Annotated in this window: 20 protein-coding genes; 9 read left to right on the top strand and 11 right to left on the bottom strand. The window is 35.0% G+C overall.

What is annotated here, in order from left to right:
- The 5 genes from dcm to ASG38_RS15365 form a co-directional block, all read left to right on the top strand.
- On the top strand, nt 1–756 hold a 756-nt coding region (dcm, locus tag ASG38_RS18330; RefSeq protein WP_235498608.1), incomplete at its 5' end, for a DNA (cytosine-5-)-methyltransferase.
- Between the two features lie 5 nt (nt 757–761).
- Entirely contained in the window at nt 762–2,441 is a 1,680-nt protein-coding gene (locus ASG38_RS15380; protein WP_056073100.1) for an McrB family protein, read from the top strand.
- Entirely contained in the window at nt 2,438–4,099 is a 1,662-nt protein-coding gene (locus ASG38_RS15375) for an LlaJI family restriction endonuclease (RefSeq protein ID WP_056073097.1), read from the top strand. Before ASG38_RS15380 ends, ASG38_RS15375 begins: the two co-directional genes overlap by 4 nt.
- Nucleotides 4,100–4,167: 68 nt before the next feature.
- Nucleotides 4,168–4,740: a hypothetical protein gene (locus ASG38_RS15370; RefSeq protein ID WP_056073094.1), complete on the top strand. Its 573-nt coding sequence runs from the start codon at nt 4,168–4,170 to the stop codon at nt 4,738–4,740.
- Nucleotides 4,721–5,656, top strand: a complete 936-nt coding sequence (locus ASG38_RS15365; protein ID WP_162239710.1) for a Kiwa anti-phage protein KwaB-like domain-containing protein — start codon at nt 4,721–4,723, stop codon at nt 5,654–5,656. The genes ASG38_RS15370 and ASG38_RS15365 overlap by 20 nt, the downstream gene beginning before the upstream one ends.
- Nucleotides 5,657–5,925: 269 nt before the next feature.
- Here the strand turns inward: ASG38_RS15365 and ASG38_RS15360 are convergent, their stop codons facing one another.
- From ASG38_RS15360 to ASG38_RS15315, 10 genes are all read right to left on the bottom strand, one after another.
- Nucleotides 5,926–6,483 (bottom strand): fasciclin domain-containing protein, encoded by a 558-nt coding sequence (locus ASG38_RS15360; protein WP_056073088.1) that lies wholly within the window; start codon nt 6,481–6,483, stop codon nt 5,926–5,928.
- A 190-nt stretch (nt 6,484–6,673) separates the two neighbouring features.
- Nucleotides 6,674–7,237, bottom strand: coding sequence for a fasciclin domain-containing protein (locus ASG38_RS15355; protein WP_056073085.1), 564 nt, complete (start codon nt 7,235–7,237; stop codon nt 6,674–6,676).
- A gap of 148 nt (nt 7,238–7,385) precedes the next feature.
- Nucleotides 7,386–9,158: a 30S ribosomal protein S1 gene (rpsA, locus tag ASG38_RS15350; protein ID WP_056073082.1), complete on the bottom strand. Its 1,773-nt coding sequence runs from the start codon at nt 9,156–9,158 to the stop codon at nt 7,386–7,388.
- A 278-nt stretch (nt 9,159–9,436) separates the two neighbouring features.
- Entirely contained in the window at nt 9,437–10,762 is a 1,326-nt protein-coding gene (locus ASG38_RS15345; RefSeq protein ID WP_056073079.1) for a nucleoside permease, read from the bottom strand.
- Between the two features lie 68 nt (nt 10,763–10,830).
- The gene (cmk, locus tag ASG38_RS15340; protein ID WP_056073076.1) at nt 10,831–11,526 is read right to left on the bottom strand and encodes a (d)CMP kinase; all 696 of its coding nucleotides are present in this window, start codon (nt 11,524–11,526) and stop codon (nt 10,831–10,833) included.
- Between the two features lie 6 nt (nt 11,527–11,532).
- A complete protein-coding gene (gene porQ, locus ASG38_RS15335) occupies nt 11,533–12,552 on the bottom strand; it encodes a type IX secretion system protein PorQ (protein ID WP_056073073.1) in 1,020 nt (339 codons plus the stop codon).
- Between the two features lie 142 nt (nt 12,553–12,694).
- On the bottom strand, nt 12,695–15,145 hold the full coding sequence (lon, locus tag ASG38_RS15330) for an endopeptidase La (RefSeq protein ID WP_056073070.1): 2,451 nt from the start codon (nt 15,143–15,145) through the stop codon (nt 12,695–12,697).
- 189 nt (nt 15,146–15,334) lie between these two features.
- The gene (locus ASG38_RS15325) at nt 15,335–16,216 is read right to left on the bottom strand and encodes a DUF6252 family protein (protein ID WP_056073067.1); all 882 of its coding nucleotides are present in this window, start codon (nt 16,214–16,216) and stop codon (nt 15,335–15,337) included.
- A gap of 72 nt (nt 16,217–16,288) precedes the next feature.
- Nucleotides 16,289–17,590 (bottom strand): MFS transporter, encoded by a 1,302-nt coding sequence (locus ASG38_RS15320; protein WP_056073064.1) that lies wholly within the window; start codon nt 17,588–17,590, stop codon nt 16,289–16,291.
- 83 nt (nt 17,591–17,673) lie between these two features.
- Nucleotides 17,674–18,492: a M48 family metallopeptidase gene (locus tag ASG38_RS15315; RefSeq protein ID WP_056073062.1), complete on the bottom strand. Its 819-nt coding sequence runs from the start codon at nt 18,490–18,492 to the stop codon at nt 17,674–17,676.
- Between the two features lie 258 nt (nt 18,493–18,750).
- Here ASG38_RS15315 and ASG38_RS15310 point away from each other — a divergent pair, with 258 nt between their 5' ends.
- The 4 genes from ASG38_RS15310 to nth are packed head-to-tail and all read left to right on the top strand — an operon-like array spanning nt 18,751 to nt 21,154.
- A complete protein-coding gene (locus tag ASG38_RS15310) occupies nt 18,751–19,611 on the top strand; it encodes an alpha/beta fold hydrolase (RefSeq protein WP_056073060.1) in 861 nt (286 codons plus the stop codon).
- 5 nt (nt 19,612–19,616) lie between these two features.
- Complete coding sequence (gene msrB, locus ASG38_RS15305; RefSeq protein ID WP_056073057.1) at nt 19,617–20,105, top strand: peptide-methionine (R)-S-oxide reductase MsrB; 489 nt, start codon at nt 19,617–19,619, stop codon at nt 20,103–20,105.
- Nucleotides 20,106–20,109: 4 nt separating this feature from the next.
- Nucleotides 20,110–20,502 (top strand): peptide-methionine (R)-S-oxide reductase MsrB, encoded by a 393-nt coding sequence (gene msrB, locus ASG38_RS15300; RefSeq protein ID WP_056073053.1) that lies wholly within the window; start codon nt 20,110–20,112, stop codon nt 20,500–20,502.
- 1 nt (nt 20,503) lies between these two features.
- A complete protein-coding gene (nth, locus tag ASG38_RS15295) occupies nt 20,504–21,154 on the top strand; it encodes an endonuclease III (RefSeq protein WP_056073051.1) in 651 nt (216 codons plus the stop codon).
- 8 nt (nt 21,155–21,162) lie between these two features.
- Here the strand turns inward: nth and ASG38_RS15290 are convergent, their stop codons facing one another.
- Nucleotides 21,163–21,462 carry a hypothetical protein gene (locus ASG38_RS15290; protein WP_056073048.1) on the bottom strand — a complete coding sequence of 100 codons (300 nt, stop codon included), beginning with the start codon at nt 21,460–21,462 and terminating at the stop codon, nt 21,163–21,165.
- Nucleotides 21,463–21,617: the final 155 nt, after the last annotated feature.

Genomic DNA, 21,617 nt, shown 5'->3' with positions numbered 1-21,617 from the left:
TTTGACGAAACAAGAGGAACGCTATTTTTTGATATTTTAGAAATATTGAAAAATACTACTCCTAAGATGTTTTTATTAGAGAATGTTAAAGGTCTTAAATCTCACGATGGCGGAAAAACACTAAAAGTAATTGAAAATTCACTTAGGGAATTAGGGTATAACATAAAATGGGAAATACTAAATAGCTATGATTTCGGATTACCTCAATATCGTGAAAGATGGTATTGTGTAGGATTTAGAGATAAAGTTAATTTTGAATTTCCTAAAGGAGATAAGAGAGGTGCAAAGATTAAATCCATTATAGACACCAAAGCAAATAAAGATAATAAATTGAAATTAACCCCCTTTGAGATTGAGCGAATAGAATTTCACTTTAAATCAAATGAAGAGCGTGTTCAACACGATAACTCAAAATATAAGCCCAATACAAAAAAAGGGAAGCACGGTGTTTTTTCATATCAAAAGCCTGATGGGGCTTTAAGATTTCATATTGGAGATGTTGCTAAAACACAAATACAAGAGGCTTTCTATGCTTGTCAAGATACCTATGCACCTACAATTATTGCTAATAGAGTTCCTAAATTATGGGATTTACAAAGGAAATTATCAGTATTAGAAGCCCAACGCTTACAAGGCTATCCTGATAACTTTAAATTCCCTGTTTCGGACAATCAAGCGTATAAACAACTCGGCAATTCCGTTGCAGTTCCAGTATTAGAAGCAATAATCAAAAAAATGTTAGAAACAATTAAATAGAAAGGATGAAGTATTTATCACAATCAACGATTTTCGAATCTTGGAAAAGCATTATTGAGCTAGGGGAGACAAGTCGAGCTTCTTTAAATAAATTCTTTGGAATACTTGAAATTCTAAAACATTTGAATATTGAAACAGGAAATCCAGTTGAATCAAATTATCAATATAATGTCTTTTCTAGTCAATTGTCTAGTTCTTTACAAGACAAATTCTTTTTTTATGAAAATAGCAAAAAGAATTTTGCTTCACAAGATACACTAAACATTATATTCCCAAATGATTGGGCTTCTAATGCTTTTCAAATCTTATTGAAAAATAATCAACTTCCGTTAAAAAATGTCGCTTGCGTTTGTTTACAGAACGAGGAGTTTGACAATAATTTTTCCGAACAAGATGTAATTGAGAGATTTCTCAATATTTATCATCTAGCTGATGTAACTAATATTTTCTTTACAAATGAAAATGAGGTGAATATTGAGTTTTCATCTTCTATATTGGACAGAAACTCTTTATTCTCAGATTTAAAAAATCATTTCAATATTACAGATAATTCAAAATTTACATTAGGATTTGATAGCAGTCTTATTACTGCGAATCCAGGAGAATTAACAAGAGGTCCATTTATTCAGCCACTTTATTCAGGGCAGGAAAATCTAAAATGTTTATTAATAGCTAATTTTAATATTACAGAATATTATAAAATAGGCAAAACAGAAAATTCTGTTGCGGATAACTTCAGTAGTGAAACTCCATTATCTCATCAAATCATTTTCTATGGTTCTCCCGGAACAGGAAAAAGTAGAGAAATAGAAATGAGAACAAATGGTCATAATCGAACAAGAACAACATTCCACCCTGAAACAGATTATCATTCTTTTGTAGGAAGTTATAAGCCTGTAATGGACGGAATCAACATCAAATATGAATTTGTTCCGCAAGCATTTACAAAGGCATATTGCAATGCTTGGCTAAATCCTGAACAACCATATTTTCTAATCATTGAAGAAATTAACAGGGGAAATTGTGCTCAAATTTTCGGAGACTTATTTCAATGTTTAGATAGGGATGATAATGGCTTTTCAAAGTATGAAATCAATTGTGACAAGGATTTAGCAAATTATCTAAAATTTGTATTTGAAAGTTCTGCCAATACGGAAGCAGTGGAAAGCTACAAAGCGATAATTCAAACAGAAGATTTTGATAAAATCATTCTGCCAAATAATCTTTACATTTTAGCAACGATGAACACTTCTGACCAATCTTTATTCCCAATGGATAGTGCATTCAAAAGACGTTGGGATTGGGAGTTTGTACCAATCAATTATGATGACGCGAATTCTTTAAACATCGTTATTGGAGATAGTACATTTAACTGGGGTAAATTTATTAAGAATATCAATCCGAAAATTAAAGAACTGACAGGTAGTGAAGACAAACAACTTGGAAACCGCTTTGTAAACCCCAAAGATGGAAAGATAACGTTTGACCAATTCAGGTCTAAAGTCTTGTTTTATTTATGGTCGGAAGTTTACAAGGATGAATTTGGAACTCAAAATTCAATTTTCAAATATTCAAAAGAAGACAGTGATGCAATAGATTTCCAGTTTGGAGAACTTTACAGCGACAATGCAACAACTATTATAAAAGCATTTTTGAAATTTAACGGATTAGAACCTGAACAATGATAATATTATTTGAAGAATATCATTACAAAACGGAAGATCTTTCAAAAGTTTTAACTGAAAGGTACTATTTCCCTATTAATGGTATTGAATCAAAAATTAACTTTGTTGGGTATTACTTCAATCCGCAGATAAATGAGGGAAAAGGCGATGTTGTCATCATATTTCCGAAAGTTTTTATCAATGAACATAATCTAGCTTTTGATGAGTTTACGCCAGAATCTTTAATCAATCCAACATTTGAAACAACACAAAGATTAACCGAAACAGGAAAAGACAAGCTGATTTTTGAAATTTCAACTTGGTTATATCGGGCAATTCAGCAATTCAACAAAAGACATTTTTATAATTCGATTTCAGAAAATCAATTTATCAATCAAATTGTAACCAATTTGGATGAAAATTCAAGTACTGAGCTTGACATTATTTTAAGTTTATTGAGGTTTCATAAGGAAAATCAGGACTTATTTACATTCATTGCAAAAACAGCACACTCACAACAAAACAAAATCAATTGGCACAAAACTATTAACAAAAAACAGCCAATTATTCATAATAACCAGCCAATTTATGTTGATTTAGCAACAACAAGAAAAAGAGTAAATGATGATGAAGAGTTACTCATACTTTTTTATTCAACGCTAAATCACATTAAAGAAAAGTATGCGTTTAATTTTCAAATCCCTCAAAATTATACTCTAATTAAAGGGCATCAATTTGAGACGGTTTTAAGAAGAGGATGCAGGTTATTGAAAAATATTAAGTACAAATACTTTTCGGACAAAATGATTTGTCTTTACAATTTGCTATTTACCTACTTTGAACGAAGTGAAAGAACCCAATCTAAGAAACAAATTGAAGAAATTCTTCTAATCAAGGATTTTAATATTGTATTCGAGGATATGATTGATGATTTAATCGGAGATAGTACGTTATTTTCCGAATTAAAAAATCACGCTGACGGAAAACAGGTTGACCATATTTACAAATATAAATCACTTCTGATTGAAGATGAAATCTATTTTGTTGGAGACAGTAAATATTATAAACCTCAAAATAGCGTAGGGAAAAATTCAAAGGCAAAACAATTTACTTATGCCAGAAATGTAATTCAGTATAATATTGATTTATTTAATAAAGGAGATTTAGACCAAAGAATAAGATACAGAGAAAACGAAACGGAAGGATATAACATCACTCCGAATTTTTTCATTTCTGCCTTTGTAAATAAAGATTTTGATTTTTCTAAATCATATTTGAACGAGACAGGAAAACCAATAATGCAATTTCATTTCGAAAACCGACTTTTCGATAGGGATACATTATTTGTTCAATCATACAACATCAATTTCTTGTTTGTGCTTTCGGGCTATCTATCAAGAAATTCAACTTTGAAAAACAATTTTAAAAAAGATACGCAAAAAATATTCAGAGAAAAGTTAGTAACTTTTATCAATGAAAAATATCAGTTTTATAAAGTCAAACCGATTGAAGAGAATTTTATCTATAAGCACTTTAAACTGCTAAATGGCAAAATTTACAAGCCGTCACAACTTGAAAACGAAGTGATTTTAGCCTTTGAAAAAAGCTCTGACATTGATGGAGTGATTTCACAAATTGAAGTGGAATTAGAAGAAAAAACGGCATATGTGTTAGAATGAAAATAATTTAAAAATCAAATGGTTACAAGAATAAAAAATATTAATTTGGGTCAAATATAAACAGCATTATGAAACCAAAATTATTAACAGCAATATTACTTTTTATAAGTGCTTATTCGCCCTTGTTCCTGATTTTGGCAGTGAAGGATTTTGATTTTAATTGTTCATATCATTTTAAACACCCAATTGCAATTTATACTATGCTCGGCATTGCTTTATTGAGTGTAATATTGTTGTTTGTTACGGTTGCGTCTACGAAGAGGGGTAATATGCCTGTAAAGATAAAATCAGTTAAGAACCGTTCTGTTGATTTAATCAATTATACTATCCCTTATATAGTTTCCTTTTTCAGTTTTGATCTATCTAAAATCGAAGATATGATTTCATTAAGTATTTTCTTATTATTAATGCTGTTGCTAACAATCAAAAGTAAATCCGTTTTTATGAATCCTATCTTGTTATTAGCGGGCTATAACCTTTATGATTTAGAATATGAGTTTGACGGCAAAACTTGCTCAACCATCGTAATAAGCAAAGAGGAAATGTATGCCGATGAACGTTTTTACATACGAAGCCTAACCAGATTTTTATATATAGTAATAGAAAAGAAAAATAATGCTAATGATGAGACAGAAATTTAAAGCATTAAAAGACCTTGATTTACAAAATGCTGATGTGTCGTTGGCAATTGTTAAGGAGTATAAAAAGAATAGAGAATCTAAGTATATGGTTAATTACGTACAAATTAACCCCAATTTAGAAACTCGTTTACGGAACATTGTAACTCGTAAAATAAATTCAGCAAATACATTTGAAGACTACACCTTTGATTGTCCTGAACCAGAAGAAGACCAAGTAAGAGCAATCAATTATGAAGAAACAGACTTTTACAGGATATTCGAGCAATTACAAGATTTAAATCCTGAAGAAGACATAATAGAAAACATTGAAGAACTCGTTAAAGCAAAAGCCTATTTAATTATACTACGCAATGAAGAAGGAATTCAGGTTGTAGGATTTAAGACATTACCTGAAAACTGGAAAATGAAACGAGACCGAGGATTAATTCCTCTTCTTTACAGAGAAAACCGTTTTGAAGATTTAGAAGAAGAAAATGTTTTCAGTATATCTTCTTTTGTTGACTTGATTTATTTTAATGAAGCACTTTTTATTCTTTCAAAGAAGAATTTTGAGAGCGGACTTAATTTCCGCAATGGAATGTTAGCAAAAGCAGATGAATTATATCAAGAAGTTCGGGAAATCAATCTATTTGTCAATATAGAAATTCTTACAAATAGGGTTGGTAATAATCAACGATACCTACGAAAAATAGCTACTATAAAAAATTTGGGGTATTATCAAAACAATGATTACTTACAACGTCTCAGATTAATTAGTCAACAAAGAAATTGGGGAATTGAATTTCAAGAGGGACAGATTGTAATTACAGAGGAAACACTAGATGCTGTACTTACGTTATTACAAAATAAAAGACTGCATTCAGAATTAACGGATGAAACTTTTGATGTTGATAGCGCTAAACGTTTAGAAATGTAGAGTTTTAAAAAACATATACGACACATAGATTATTAAATTCAATGTGTCGTTATATGCTAAGTTTTGTATATTTGCTATGAGCTAACGGAAACACGTTGAAAAGCAAAGCAATAAGCACCGTTACTAAATCGTTACCTGACTTTTTTGATAATCTTTATAAAAGCTTAGTATTCAACCGATACAGCTTTTTCCTGAAAACTTTATAATAAAAAAATCCCGATTGTATCGGGATTTTTCATTTATAATTCAAAAATAGTATCTAGTTTGAATTATGCTTTTGGCATTACTACTGTATCAACCACATGAATAACACCATTAGACTGATTCACATCAGCAATAGTAACTTTTGACTTATTTCCGTTTTCATCTGTGATGTAAAGAGTTTTGCCTTCCATCCATGCTGTCAGCTTACCGCCTTGAACAGTTGCGAACACAGCCTTTCCGTTTCCTTTCTTTATGGCTTTAGCAATATCAGCTGAACTCATTTTTCCTGCTACCACATGATAGGTTAAGATGGATTGCAGTTTTGATTTGTTTTCCGGCTTTAACAAAGTCTCAACGGTTCCTTTAGGCAATTTGGCAAAAGCTTCATTTGTTGGAGCAAAAACGGTAAAAGGTCCTTTTCCCTGCAAAGTCTCTACAAGACCTGCTGCTTTTACTGCTGCTACCAATGTGGTATGGTCTTTTGAATTTATTGCATTTTCAATAATGTTTTTTGAAGGATACATTGGAGCTCCTCCTACCATTACTGTTTTTTCTTTTTGTGCAAATACGGCAGTTCCGAATAGTAATGCAATTGCGATTGATAAAAATTTGGTGGTTTTCATAATTAAATGTTTTTTTGTTTATACAGGCATTTACGCAAATACATTTGCTTTGGTTTTTAGATTTTTGATTTTTGATTTTAGACTTTGGGCTTTAAGCTTTAGGCCTTACGCTTAAAGCCTAAAGCCTAAAGCTTAACAAATAAAAAAGCCCCGCATTAGCGAGGCTTTTTTTATTTGTTTTCTTCTCTATTTAGTTAGGAGAAAAAGTTTTGTCAATACCGTGAATAATTCCATTGCTTTGGATGGCATCTGTGAACACCAGTTTTGCCTTATTTCCTTTAGCATCTGTCAAATAGATAATACTGTTTTCAAGAGTAATGATAAGAACATCACCATCTGCCGTTTTGATTTCACCTCTTCCTTTACTCATTCGGATTAATTTCCCGAAATCAGAAGCATACCACTTACCCGGAATCATATAGTAAGCCGCAATATCTTTAGTACGGTGAATATTTTTTGGATCAGTCATGAATTCTAAATTTTCTGAAGACCTACTGATGACATCATTGCTAGGTGCCAAAATGGTATAAGGTCCTTCTTCGCGCAGCATTTGCTCAAACTCTGCAGCTTTAAAAACCTTTGCTAAAGAAGAATAATTCTGCGAAGCCGTAAGGTTATCGATAATATTTTTAGTTGCGTCAAACTTTGGGTTAACTACATTCATATTTGCCCTTTTTTGGTTCTTTTGGCCAAATGATGCAACGCTTAACAATAATGCAAAAAGAATAATTGCCAGATTTTTATTAGTCTTCATAGTTAGTTTTTAAAAATACATTGGTAATAGGGAACAGAATTCCTTTATTTTAGGATTTCAAATGTAAACAAAATTTTAATATTATCATTTAAAATAATTAAAAAAGCCCCACATTTCTGTGAGGCTTTTGTATTAAAATCAGTCAGGATTAGTTCCCTCCTTTTTCCATTTTAGCTTTCAATTCAGCAAGAATATCATTGTTATCTCCTAAAGTAGATGCAGTAGCATTACTTGAAGACATTGTAGTATTCTCAGAAGCAGCTTTCACATTTTTCTCTTCTTCTTCACGGAAGATAGCAGTGTGAGAAGCAACTACTCTTTTGAATTCTTTGTTGAACTCGATCACTTTGAAATCAGCTGTTTCACCTTTTTTCAATTTCTTACCGTCCTCTTTTTCAAGGTGACGAGTTGGGATGAAAGCAACGATATCATCACCGAATTCTACAGTAGCTCCTTTGTCAACGATTTCAGAGATTTCTCCAGTGTGGATAGTTCCAACAGCGAATGAATCTTCGTATTTATCCCAAGGGTTAGCAGTAGTCTGTTTGTGACCTAAAGATAATTTACGTCCTTCAACATCCAACTCCAATACTACTACGTCAAGTTTTTCACCAACGCTTACGAATTCAGATGGGTGCTTGATTTTCTTAGTCCAGGAAAGGTCAGAAATGTAGATTAATCCATCAATTCCTTCTTCCAATTCTACGAAAACTCCAAAGTTTGTAAAGTTTCTAACGATACCTGTGTGTTTAGAACCTACAGGGTATTTAGCAGTGATATCAGTCCATGGATCTTGAGTCAATTGCTTGATACCAAGAGACATCTTACGATCTTCTCTATCCAAAGTCAAGATAACAGCTTCAACTTCATCACCAACTTTTACGAAATCCTGAGCACTTCTCAAGTGAGTTGACCAAGACATTTCAGAAACGTGGATTAGACCTTCAACACCTTCAGCAACTTCGATGAAAGCACCGTAGTCAGCGATAACTACAACTTTACCTTTCACTTTGTCACCTACTTTCAGGTTAGCATCAAGTGCATCCCATGGGTGAGCGTTCAATTGTTTCAAACCAAGTTGGATTCTTGTTTTCTCATCATCGAAATCAAGGATAACAACGTTTAGTTTTTGGTCTAATTCAAGAACTTCGCTTGGGTGGTTGATTCTTGACCAAGAAAGGTCAGTAATGTGGATCAATCCGTCAACACCTCCAAGGTCAATGAACACACCATAAGAAGTAATGTTTTTAACAACACCTTCTAATACTTGTCCTTTTTCTAATTGACCGATAATTTCTTTTTTCTGTACTTCGATATCAGCTTCGATAAGCGCTTTATGAGAAACAACAACGTTTTTGAACTCATGGTTGATTTTCACAACTTTGAATTCCATCATTTTGTTTACATACTGATCGTAATCTCTGATTGGCTTCACGTCGATTTGAGAACCTGGCAAGAAAGCCTCGATTCCGAATACGTCAACGATCATACCACCTTTAGTTCTGCATTTAACGAAACCATTAACGATTTCACCTGTTTCATTAGCTGCAATAACTCTATCCCAAGCTTTGATAGTACGAGCTTTTCTGTGAGAAAGAACCAACTGACCTGTTTTGTCCTCACGAACGTCAATTAATACTTCTACTTTGTCTCCTACTTTTAAGTTTGGATTGTAACGGAATTCGTTTAAAGAAATAACACCTTCAGATTTAGCGTTGATATCAACGATAGCATCTCTGTCAGTGATTCTAACTACAACACCTTCAACTACTTCTTCCTGATCTGTAGAGATAAAAGTTTTTTCAACTAACTCTTCGAATTCTTTCAGGTTTTTTTCGTCAACAGCATCAATACCTTCTTGGAAGTTGTGCCAGTTAAAGTTCTCTAAAAATTCCGCTTGTGCTTTTGTTTGTTCAGACATTTGTTCTGATAAAAATTTGTATCCTATGTTTTCTCGAGTTTCTTGATGCAATAGAAAACACAGAAGTGTTTTACATAAATAGTTGATACCTAAAGGAAACTCTTCTTCGCCAAAAGGTGCGCAAAATTAATAAATATTTTTTAATCTACCAAATAATTTCAGAATGAAGCTTTTATCCTAAATGTTTATAAATCAAAACCTAAGAAGAATGACTGTTATTTAACTCCCAAAACATCCAATAACAAAAAAGAGCCTCAATCTGAAGCTCTTTTAGTTTTTTAATGTGATATATTTTCAACATCTTCCGGCTTGTGCTTGTGTTTGAACATTACCGCAAAGGCAATGGAAATTATCAACGCATACAGGGCAAAAGAAAGCCATATACTATGCCAGTCTTTAGTTTCTCCGTGAGTAAAATATTTATCAATAGCATAACCGCTGATAACACTTCCCAAATACGCCCCTACACCATTCGTCATCATCATAAACAATCCTTGTGCGCTGGCACGAATTTTAGAATCGGTTGTTGTTTCAACAAATAAGGAACCTGATATATTAAAGAAATCAAACGCCATTCCGTATACAATACAGGAAAGAATAATCATCCATAAACCTTGTACCGGATCGCCATAAGCGAAAAGCCCAAAACGAAGTACCCATGCTATCATAGAGAACAGCATTACCTGTTTGATTCCGAAACGTTTCAAAAAGAAAGGAATCGCCAGAATGAACAAGGTCTCAGAAACTTGCGAAATCGACATGATTATTGTTGAATATTCAACTACAAATGAATCTTTGTATTCCGGAATCTTGGCAAAATCATTTAAGAAGGCATCGCCATACATATTGGTAAGCTGCAAAGCACCTCCCAAAAACATGGAAAATATAAAAAACAACGCCATTTTATAGGAACTGAACAGTTTGAAAGCATTCAACCCTAATTGCTCCACAAAACTTGCATCTTCTGCAATTGATTTTTGTGGTGGACATTTTGGCAAGGTAAACGAATAGATACCCAGCAAAATAGCTACAAAAGCGGCAATATAAAACTGATTAGCATAAATAGGATTACCTGATACGGAAGACATTGCATTACCTACACTCAATCCTAAATCCTTAAAAATATTAGGTGGCGTTGGCGAACTGAAAATATTCGTAATCCACATGGCTACGATAAAACCTATAGTTCCCCAAACACGAATTGGCGGAAAAACCTTTACCACATCATATTTATTGTTCTTTAATATAGTATAGGCTATGGAATTGGAAAGCGAAATGGTTGGCATGTAGCAAATCATTGCTCCAAAAATAACGTAGAATAAAATGGAAGGATCATTAACTTCAGGGACATATAAAAGGATAAGACCATATAATATGTGGAGGATTCCGTAAAGCTTTTCAGCATTGAGCCATTTATCGGCTATAATTCCGGTCAATGCCGGCATAAATAAAGAAGAAAGGCCTAATGTTGAAAATATAGCGCCAAATTCAGCACCTGTCCAGCCTTTTGCATTAAAACAATATGTTCCAATCGTGATAAGCCAGGCTCCCCAAACAAAAAACTGGAGAAAGCTCATCAAAGTTAACCTAAATTTTATTCCCATAAATAAGTTTGTATGTTGAAAAAATAACAGCCTGTAAATCTACTATTAAAAATGAGATAAACAAAAAATTACAACGTTTTAGCTACAGTATTTACCAATCCTAAAACTTTGTCAAACTGTTCCTGTATAGAAAGGTGCGAATTGTCTATTTCAATAGCATCATCCGCTTTTGTTAAAGGTGAGTCTTCCCTGTGAGTATCAATATAATCGCGTTCCTGAACGTTTTTAAGCACTTCCTCATACGTCACTTCCTGTCCTTTTTGAAGCAATTCCTCATAACGCCTTCTTGCTCTGGTTTCAGGACTTGCCGTCATAAACAGCTTTAATTCGGCATCTGTAAAGACAACGGTTCCTATATCTCTTCCGTCCATTACAATACCTTTGTTTTTTCCCATATTTTGCTGTTGTTCGACAAGCTTGGCACGAACTTCTGAGATTTCGGCAATCCGGCTCACAAAATTGGATACTTCAAGTGTCCTGATTTCGGCTTCAACATTTTTTTCATTGAGAAAAATCTCGGCATAACCCAAATCGGGATTAAAAAGAAACTGAAGACTGATTTTAGGAAGTCTTTCTATCAATGCTTTTTTGTCAAAATGGGTATCCGAAATAAAGTCATGCTGCATGGCATATAATGTCACAGCGCGATACATGGCTCCCGTATCGACATAGATATAGCCTAAGTATTTGGCCAGTTGCTTTGCCAGCGTACTTTTTCCCGTAGACGAAAAGCCATCAATGGCAATAGTAATTTTTTTATCCAAAATAATTTATTGAAGGTTAATCATTAATCCGAAAAGGCTCGTACTGGCCGCAGCGGTATATCTGGAATAGGAATAATCAAATCTGATTTTATTGAATCGTAATCCAAAACCGGCTGAAAGTCCTGAAAAATTACGTTGTTCTACAATACGCAATTCTTCCGCTCTTCTAAAATTATATCCTAAACGAATGGAAAAACTTTTTTCAGGAAAAAGTTCAGCTCCTACTATAACGTGTCTTAAAGCATTATTTAAAAAACCGACTTTTTCCTCCTTACTTCCACCATCTAATGAGCCTTCTGCCCTGTTTGGATTGGAAAAAGCGATATTCCATTGCTGGAGATTTTCGAAAGTCAGGTGCCAACGGATTGGCACATTTTCTAATTCCTGAGAAATTCCGGCCACAATTTCCATCGGCAATTTTTCATTCGTATCCTGATAGGGTTTTATCTGGACACCTACATTTCGTATTGCCAGTCCAATATTGATATCATTATAATCATCTACATATAAGGCTCCCAGGTCCATAGCCGCACCAAAAGAATTGTAACTTTCCAGGGTTGATGATATTAATTTCAGGTTAGCTCCTATAAAAATGTCGGTCCAGGGAACATTATAGGCATATCCTAAAGAAAGTGCTATTTCGCTTCCTGTAAAATCAGCCGTTTTTTGTCCGTTTTCGTCATATCCTTCAAAATTGCCATAATTGACATAATTTACGCCGGCATGGAAAGTCTGGACATGGCGGTCATAGGTATAGGCATAAGCTGCCGTTCCATAGGTTACTTCTCCGAAATAGCTGCCATAATTTACGGAAAGATGATTATCCATTTCCGGATTGATGGTTGCAGGGTTAAAGAATCCCTGATTGACATCATAGTCATAAATCGTTACGGCCTTTCCTCCTAATGCTGCCTGTCTTGGCGAAGTCATCAAATTTAGAAACTGATAAACATATTTACCGCCAATCTGGCTGAAACCTTCAGCACAAAACAGCAATAAAAAAACAATAAACAGTTTCTTAAACATCTAGGGATTTTCCTTATTTTTCTGAATATATAACGCAGATGCGAAGATATTATTTTTTAAGGCAAAAGATAAAACAGAAAAGGCAAAAGTTGAAAATTAATTCACTTTTGCCTTTATAATATAAGCTATGCGTTTCTAAAGATTATAACGCTTTAGCATTTTTAGCTTTCTGGTCTGTTATGGCTATTGCCAGAACCTCGCTCATCTCCTTCACATAATGGAAAGTCAGTCCTTCCAAATATTCAGGTTTGATTTCATCAATATCGCGCTTGTTTTCATGGCAAAGAATAATTTCCTTAATATTTGCCCTTTTGGCAGCCAATATTTTTTCTTTAATTCCTCCCACCGGCAATACTCTTCCACGAAGTGTTATTTCTCCGGTCATAGCAAGGCTTTTCTTTACTCTTCTTTGTACAAAAGAAGATACCAAAGAAGTTAACATGGCAACTCCGGCGCTTGGTCCGTCTTTTGGAGTAGCTCCTTCAGGAACGTGAATGTGTACGTTGTAATTCGAAATTACATCGGGTCCTATTCCTAGTCGTTCGGCATTGGACTTGATGTATTCCAAAGCAATCGTAGCCGATTCTTTCATTACCGTTCCTAAATTGCCTGTCATGGTCAAACTTCCTTTTCCTTTTGATAAAATCGATTCTATAAAAAGGATATCTCCGCCAACACTTGTCCATGCTAATCCGGTAACAACACCTGCTACCTCATTATTTTCATACTTATCGCGTTCCATTCTGGCCGCACCAAGGACTTTTACAATGTCTTCGTCTGTAACTTTTACGTTATACTCTTCTTCCATTGCAATAGATTTGGCCGTATTTCGGACCATTTTGGCAATTTGTTTTTCCAAACCTCTTACACCGGATTCTCTTGTATAGCCTACTACAATCTTTTCCAACTGTTTCTTTCCGATAGACAAATCTTTAGTAGTCAGTCCGTGCTCTTTCAATTGTTTTGGAAGCAAATGCTGTTTGGCAATTTCTACCTTTTCTTCAATGGTATAGCCTGTCATGTTGATTACTTCCATCCTATCTCTTAAAGCGGGCTGGATTGTTGACATATTATTGGAAGTAGCAATAAACATTACTCGGGAAAGGTCAAATCCCATTTCCAGGAAGTTATCATAGAAATCTGAATTCTGTTCCGGATCCAGAACTTCCAGCAAGGCAGAAGACGGGTCACCATTATTACCGCTGGAAAGCTTATCTATCTCATCCAGTACAAAAACAGGATTTGCCGTTTTTGCCTTTTTTAGACTCTGGATAATTCTTCCGGGCATGGCTCCGATATATGTTTTTCTGTGGCCTCGAATTTCAGCTTCATCGCGCAGGCCTCCCAGAGAAATCCTTACATATTCCCTGCCTAATGCTTCGGCAACGGATTTTCCAATCGAGGTCTTACCTACACCAGGAGGTCCATAAAGGCAAAGGATTGGAGATTTCATATCATTTCTGAGCTTTAAGACCGCAAGATGTTCAATCATTCTTTTCTTCACATCTTCCAATCCAAAATGATCCCTGTCTAATATTTTTTGTGCTCTTTTCAGGTCAAAATTATCTTTAGAAAATTCATTCCAGGGCAGTTCGAGATATAATTCCAGGTAATTTCGCTGTATTCCAAAGTCCGGAGACTGCGGATTCATACGCTGCATTTTTGAAAGTTCTTTTTCGAAATGGGTTTTCGTTTTTTCGTTCCATTTCTTCTTTAGTCCTTTCTGACGCATTTCTTCGATTTCTTCCTCCTGAGAAACGCCACCCAATTCTTCCTGAATAGTTTTCATCTGCTGATGAAGGAAATATTCACGCTGCTGTTGGTCCAGGTCAAAGCGAACTTTAGACTGTATATCGTTCTTCAATTCCAGTTTCTGCAACTCGACATTCATATAGCGAAGTGTCGACAAGGCTCTTTCTTTCAAGTCGTTAATTATCAACAAATCCTGTTTCTCTTTAACCGAAAGATTCATATTGGAAGAAACAAAATTGATCAGGAACGACTTGCTTTCAATGTTTTTGATAGCGAAAGTAGCTTCCGTAGGAATGTTTGGACTCTCTTTAATAATCTGGATAGCCAAATCTTTTACCGATTCGATAATCGTCGCAAATTCAGCATCATCATTATCAGGACGCTTTTCAGGAACCTCTTTGATTGTAGCTTTCAAATAAGGCTGTTCAGAAGTGACAGCATCAATTTCAAAACGTTTTTTTCCCTGAAGAATTACGGTTACGTTTCCATCAGGCATTTTTAAAACACGTAGTATTCTGGCTACGGTTCCTATTTTATTGATGTCTTCCGGTGACGGATCTTCATCTTCCTCATTGATTTGGGAAACCACTCCAATAACCTTACCTCCGGCATTGGCATCATTAATTAATTTAATGGATTTATCACGTCCGGCTGTAATTGGAATTACAACACCCGGAAATAGCACGGTATTTCGTAATGGCAGAATCGGAAGGTCGTCCGGAAGCTGCTCATTGTTCATTTCTTCTTCGTCTTCAGGAGTTAAAAGAGGGATTAATTCTGAATCGTTGTCGAATTCCTGGAGTGACAGATTGTCAAGTGTGATTATTTTTTGATTTGGCATACTATATTTAAGTCATTTTGTCATTAAACATTTTTAGAGACGGTTTTACTTTGCACCCGTAAAAACAATATCTCTTTGAAAACCAATAGAGTACTATAACGAAAATACTATTGGCTTTTATATAAAATCAATCTTTATGCCATAAAAAAAATCCGCAATATTGCGGATTTTTCTATTAGATGTAAAAAATTATTCTTCAATTGTGTAGGGAACATTAGTAAAAACCCCATTTGTCAACTGTTTTGTTTCAATAATTTCCATTGTTACCGGATCTACCATAGATACCTTACAATTAAAAGTCCCAGAAATTTTTTTATTTACTGCATCATTGGTTGTTATCGTTATATTACCAATCTGTTCACCATTCTCAGTAAGTCCCATATAATATCCTAACGGGTTTGTAACATTTGGTGCATACACAACAGCAGCTCCATTATCTCCTGGAAGATTATATGAAGTTTTATTTAATTCAAGAAACTCAACAGTTACCATTTTTAAATTCGTATATCCAGAAATGCTATATTGAATCAAACGATCGCCTGTTTCTGGGTTTACTTCAGGCTGATTTGTATTGGGATTAATTGGCATATGTTTTACTGCAACTACATTGTTTGCTACAAAATCAACTCCGTCAATTTTTACTCGAAAACTTCCTCCTGTTGTACCCCCAGGCGTACCTCCAGTACTTGTCCCTACAGAAATTGGTCCAATCCAGGAACTAACTTCGCTTTCTGAACAGTTGGAACGTACATAAAAATGGTAGGTGTTTGTGGAAACCAGACCTGTGATAGTGACATTGGTAACATCAGAAAAAACAGATGTACCTTCTCCAATAGCAAATCCGGTTGGGCCATATTGTACTTCCCATGAAGTTGCCTCTGAACTTGCTACCCAGCTTAGGTTTACATTAGTACCTCCGATAAAATTACTGGCTTGAAAAGATGTTGGCGCCACACATGACGGTTGCGGATTAGGGTCAATTGCGCTGTCTAATGGCTCATTATCACAGGATGTAAAATTAAAAGCTGTGAAAATCAGCACAAAAGCAGTTAAAAACTTTAATTTATTCATTCTATTTTTGTTAGGTTGGGTTAATTAGGTTTCCAAATATATATTTTTTATTTGAAACGCATAAAATAATTTTTATTCTTTCGCTACTGACTTTGGCACTCTAAAAAGCAAAAGAACTCCAACGATAAAAAAGACAGCCAGGAAAACGATAGAATTCCTCATGGAGCCCGTAATCTGGTCAATCAGACCATAAACACACATTCCTATTACAATACCTATTTTTTCGGCTACATCGTAAAAACTAAAAAAGGAAGTGGTGTCTTCCGTTTTTGGAAGAAACTTAGAATAGGTAGAACGTGACAGCGCCTGAATTCCTCCCATTACAAGACCTACAAAACAGGCTGTTACATAAAAGTGAATCGGTTCCGTCACAAAATAAGCACAAACACAAATTACTACCCAGATTGAGTTGATAACAATCAAGGTTTTTATGTTTCCGAATCTATTAGATAGTCTTGCTGTCACTATTGCGCCAAGTACTGCTACTAATTGGATAACCAAAATACTAATAATCAAACCTTTGGTTTTTTCTTCCGTATCTGCCCAATTAATTTCCTGCTCTCCAAAATAAGTAGCCACCAGCATTACCGTTTGAACTGCCATACTGTAAACAAAAAAAGCAGCCAGATATCGTGATAATGATAAGTGTTTCAGCAGTTCATTTTTTACTTTCTTTAATTCCCTGAAACCACTCAAAAGGATGTCTTTTGTAATTTTGTCTGCGTTCTTATTCCCTTTTGGAAGATAATAAAAAGCATATTGGCTAAACAACAGCCACCAAACACCTGTGAGAGCGAAAGAAACTTTCATCATCTCAAGTGCCTCCACACCTTCTTTGCTTAAAATCAGGTACAGGCAAATGAGTAATAATATGACACTGCCAATATATCCCATAGAGTACCCTCTTGCACTCAATCCGTCCTGCTGTTCTGTAAAAGCTATATCCGGCAAATAGGAATTATAAAAAACCAAACTTCCCCAAAAACCTATAAGCCCAAAGAAGAAACAAGTTATACCAAAATATATATTATCAACTGTAAACCAATACATTCCAATACAGGAGCTGGCTCCCAAAAAGCAGAAAAATTGCAGGAATCTTTTTTTATTGCCTACAAAATCTGCTATTCCTGACAGAAAGGGAGAAATAAAAGCTACCACCAGAAATGCGAAAGCGGTAACAAAACTTATTAGTGCCGTTGCCTTGAAATCATATCCTAAAAACTGTACATCGGGAGTTTCCTTTGGGAAAAGAAATCCAAAATACAAAGGAAAAATAGCGGAAGATATAACCAGAGGATACACTGAATTTGCCCAATCATAAAATGCCCAGGCATTCATTAATTTCTTACTTCCCTTAGGTAAAGCTGTTTGCATAAGTTTGTTTTTTAGGTATAAAAAAAGCTGTCCGTTAGAACAGCTTCGAAGATATTATTTTTTTATCTAATCCAGATTATCTTTTATTTAAATGTCACACCGTATTTTGCAGCTTCAGCTTTTGCCTGTGGAATCAACGCTTTCAGGTTCGCGATTCTTGTCGCATTAGACGGGTGCGTACTCATAAATTCCGGTGGTGCATTGCCTCCTGAATTTGCCGCCATTCTTTCCCAGAAGGCAACTGACTGTTCCGGATTGTAACCCGCTATCGCCATTAAGGTCAGCCCTACTTTGTCTGCTTCGCTTTCATGGCTTCGGCTAAACGGTAGGGTTACGCCATATTGTGTACCCACTCCATAGGCCTGCATTGCAATTTTCTGAATAGATTCGCTTTGGTTTCCTACTGCAGCTCCAACACCAACACTTCCTAACTGCTGTAATACATCGGCACTCATTCTTTGTTGTCCGTGGTTTAGCAAGGCGTGCGCTACTTCGTGACCCATAACCACTGCCATACCTGTTTCATCCTTTGTAATAGGAAGGATTCCTGTATAAAAAACAATCTTTCCGCCAGGCATACACCAGGCATTCACTTCTTTACTTTCTACCAGCTTATATTCCCATTGGTAATCTTTCAAATAACCTTTATAACCATTGGCATTCAGGTATTTTTCGGCAGCATTTTTAATTTTTGTTCCTACGGTTACCACTCGCTGTGCGTCTGCAGTTCCGTTCACCACTTTATTTTCCTTTAAAAAAGTACTATACTGCTGAAAAGCTGACGGTAAAATCTGCGAATCAGGAACCAGTGCCAATGTGCTTTTTCCGGTAAACGGATTGGTCGCACAAGAATAAACAATACCAAATATTGCAATCGGTATTAACAGATATCTTCTTTTCATGAGAACTATTTTGATTGGTTATTACTCAAATTTACTAATTTACTTTGATACTTAATTTCTACGAAATCTTTATTTATTGTTAAAATATTAACAATCTCCATGCCAGGTTTCATTATTTGAAACGGCTAAACCAAATATCAAAGCAACCTGTTGATTTAGAAATGATTCTATTTATAGATTTTGAACACGGAAATATCTTTTATATTTAATTTATGATTCCTAAATTTAATATACTTTAACTTGCATAAAAATTGGAGTATGTCTGAAAAACCAAAAACGCACCAGCAGTCACTCAAAATACCAAAACCCATCCTGATAACTGCCAAAATAACCGAAGCAATTTCGCCAAAACTGGCTATGAAATTTGCAGCTAAACTTTTTACTTCGCCTATTAAGCACAAACTCCCAAAACGAGAAATTGGGATGGATAAGAATTCACTTCAGCAAAACGTATTTATTCCAAACTTAGGTAAAGAAATTGTCGTATATAATTATGGTAGCAGTGATAAAAAAATATTGCTTGTTCATGGTTGGTCCGGCAGAGGTACCCAATTGGTTAAAATTGCTGATGAAATGCTAAAATTAGGGTATTCGACCCTAAGTTTTGATGCACCGGCACATGGAAAATCTTCTGGAAAAACCAGTAATATGGCTGAATTTATTGTCTGTATTCTGGAATTAGAAAAAAAATTCGGACCATTTGAATATGCTATAGGCCATTCATTGGGAGGTATGTCAATTTTAAATGCTATAAAAAGAGGATTAAATGTAAAAAAAGCGGTGATTATTGGAAGTGGCGATATTGTGGAAGATATTATGGATGATTTTATTGAGAAATTGGGAATGAATATTGCTATCAGTAAAAAAATGAAAGCCAGTTTTGAAAAGAAAATCAAGGAACCTATGGATAATTTTTCAGCCTACAGGGCCGCAAAGGAAGTAAACATTCCTGTATTGGTTATCCATGATAAAGAGGATGAAGACGTTCCTGTTAAAGCAGCCTATCATATCCGGGAAAACTTAAAAGACGGCGAATTAGTCATAACAGAAGGTCTTGGTCACCGAAAAATATTGGGTGATACTAAAGTCATTAAAAAAATTATAGAATTTCTAAATTAAAAATTATGAGACACTATATTGTATTGCTGGTTTCGATTTTTGCTTTTGTGTCCTGTCATAGCCAGGAAAAAAAGGAAATTTCAAAAAAAGAAACACCAAAACAAATCCAAAAAACCGATGCGGAATGGAAAAAAGAACTGACACCGGAACAATATGAAGTGCTTCGAAAAAAAGGAACCGAAAGGGCTTTTACCGGAGAATATTACAATCATTTCGAAAAAGGCAATTATGTTTGCGCAGCATGCGGAAATGTTCTTTTTACTTCCAATGCCAAATTTCATTCTGATTGCGGTTGGCCTTCTTTCGATCAGGCCATTAAAGGTTCTGTAATCTATAAGGAAGATACCAGTTTTGGAATGGTCAGAACGGAAGTCATGTGTGCTAAATGTGGCGGACATTTGGGTCATGTCTTCGATGATGGACCTGCTGAAACTACAGGAAAACGTTTCTGTACTAACTCTGTTTCTATAAAGTTTGTACCTGCTAAAAAATAATGCTATGAAATATCCAGTAAACAAAACCGAAGAGGAATGGAAAAATGAATTGGGTTCCGAACGTTATAAAATTTTACGCCAAAAAGGAACTGAATTTCCCCATTCCGGAAAATACAACCTGTTTTTTGAAAAAGGGACTTATTGCTGTGGTGCTTGTGGAGAGCCATTATTCGAAAGCAGTTCTAAATTTGATTCCCACTGCGGATGGCCTTCTTTTGATGAAGCATTGCCTGGAAAAATAGAATATGTTAAGGATACTTCACACGGTATGCTGCGTACTGAAATTCTATGTGCAAATTGTGGTGGTCATTTAGGCCATGTTTTTGATGACGGTCCAACAGAAACGGGACAACGCTATTGTGTCAATTCTTTATCTGTAGACTTTAAAGAAAAGTAATATGGACCTATTTAATGAGCAGACAGATTGGGCAACAGCCCTAAAACCATTAATTGCGAAATATAAAAACAAACAACATCCGTTAGAGTATAAAAACTTATATCAGTTGTTGGTTATGGTTGTTTTATCTGCACAGGACAGCGATGCACATATCAATAAAATTGCTCCCAATTTGTTCCAGGCATTTCCAAATATGAAATCTCTGGCTCAGGCGGATGAGAAATCCTTACTTCCTTATATTGAAGAAGTTCGCTTTCATGGTAATAAAATCAAATGGCTTCTTGAAATTGCTGACAGGATAAAACAGGATAAAAATATTCCTGTGACTATGAAGGAATTGACTGCCCTGAAAGGTATTGGAAGAAAATCTGCCAATGTCATCATGAGAGAAGCAGGAGTTCCGGCTGAAGGTATAATGGCCGATTTGCATGTGGTGAGAGTAGCTCCCCGATTAGGGATTGCAAAGGGACAGGATGCTGACAAAATTGAGAAGGAAATGATGGAAGTATTGCCAAAATCAATGTGGTCAGAAGTTGGAATGGCAATATCATTCTTAGGCAGGGAAACCTGCAGGCCATCCAATCCAAAACACAGTGAATGCCTAATGAACTCTGTATGTGAATTTTATAAAAACAAAAAATCCGGTAATTAAACCGGATTTTATTGTAATATTTTAATTAACTCACCATTTGCTGTAAACAAGGCTGTAATGGAAGCATTGTCTTTTTTTAAGACCAGTTTATACTCTCCATCAGCAGCAACACCAGCTTCAACTATTTGGTAATCACCATATTTTGCCTTTATATTGATAAGGGCCTCTTTCTTAACTTCTTCCGGAGCTATCTTTTTATATTCCTTTTCCTGTATAAATGAATCATTTTTCAGGGCTTTTACACTTTCAAAAGAAGCAAACAAACCTAAACTCAGGAACAACATCGATAAATAAAGCAACTTTTTCATAGCATTGAATTTTATGTTACTATATAAAGTTACCTTATTCCCAATTGGGGTAAAAGAATTTTAGAAAAACTTTATCATTCCTATATTTTAGTTTTCCCCAAAACAAAAAAGGGTTCCCTAACGGGAACCCTTTTCAAAGGAAGGCGGCGACATAC

This window comes from Flavobacterium sp. Leaf359 (genome assembly GCF_001423985.1).
Classification (GTDB): Bacteria; Bacteroidota; Bacteroidia; order Flavobacteriales; family Flavobacteriaceae; genus Flavobacterium; species Flavobacterium lindanitolerans.
Note: the sequence above shows the minus strand (reverse complement) of the source record. Positions and strands in the feature narration are given on the sequence as shown.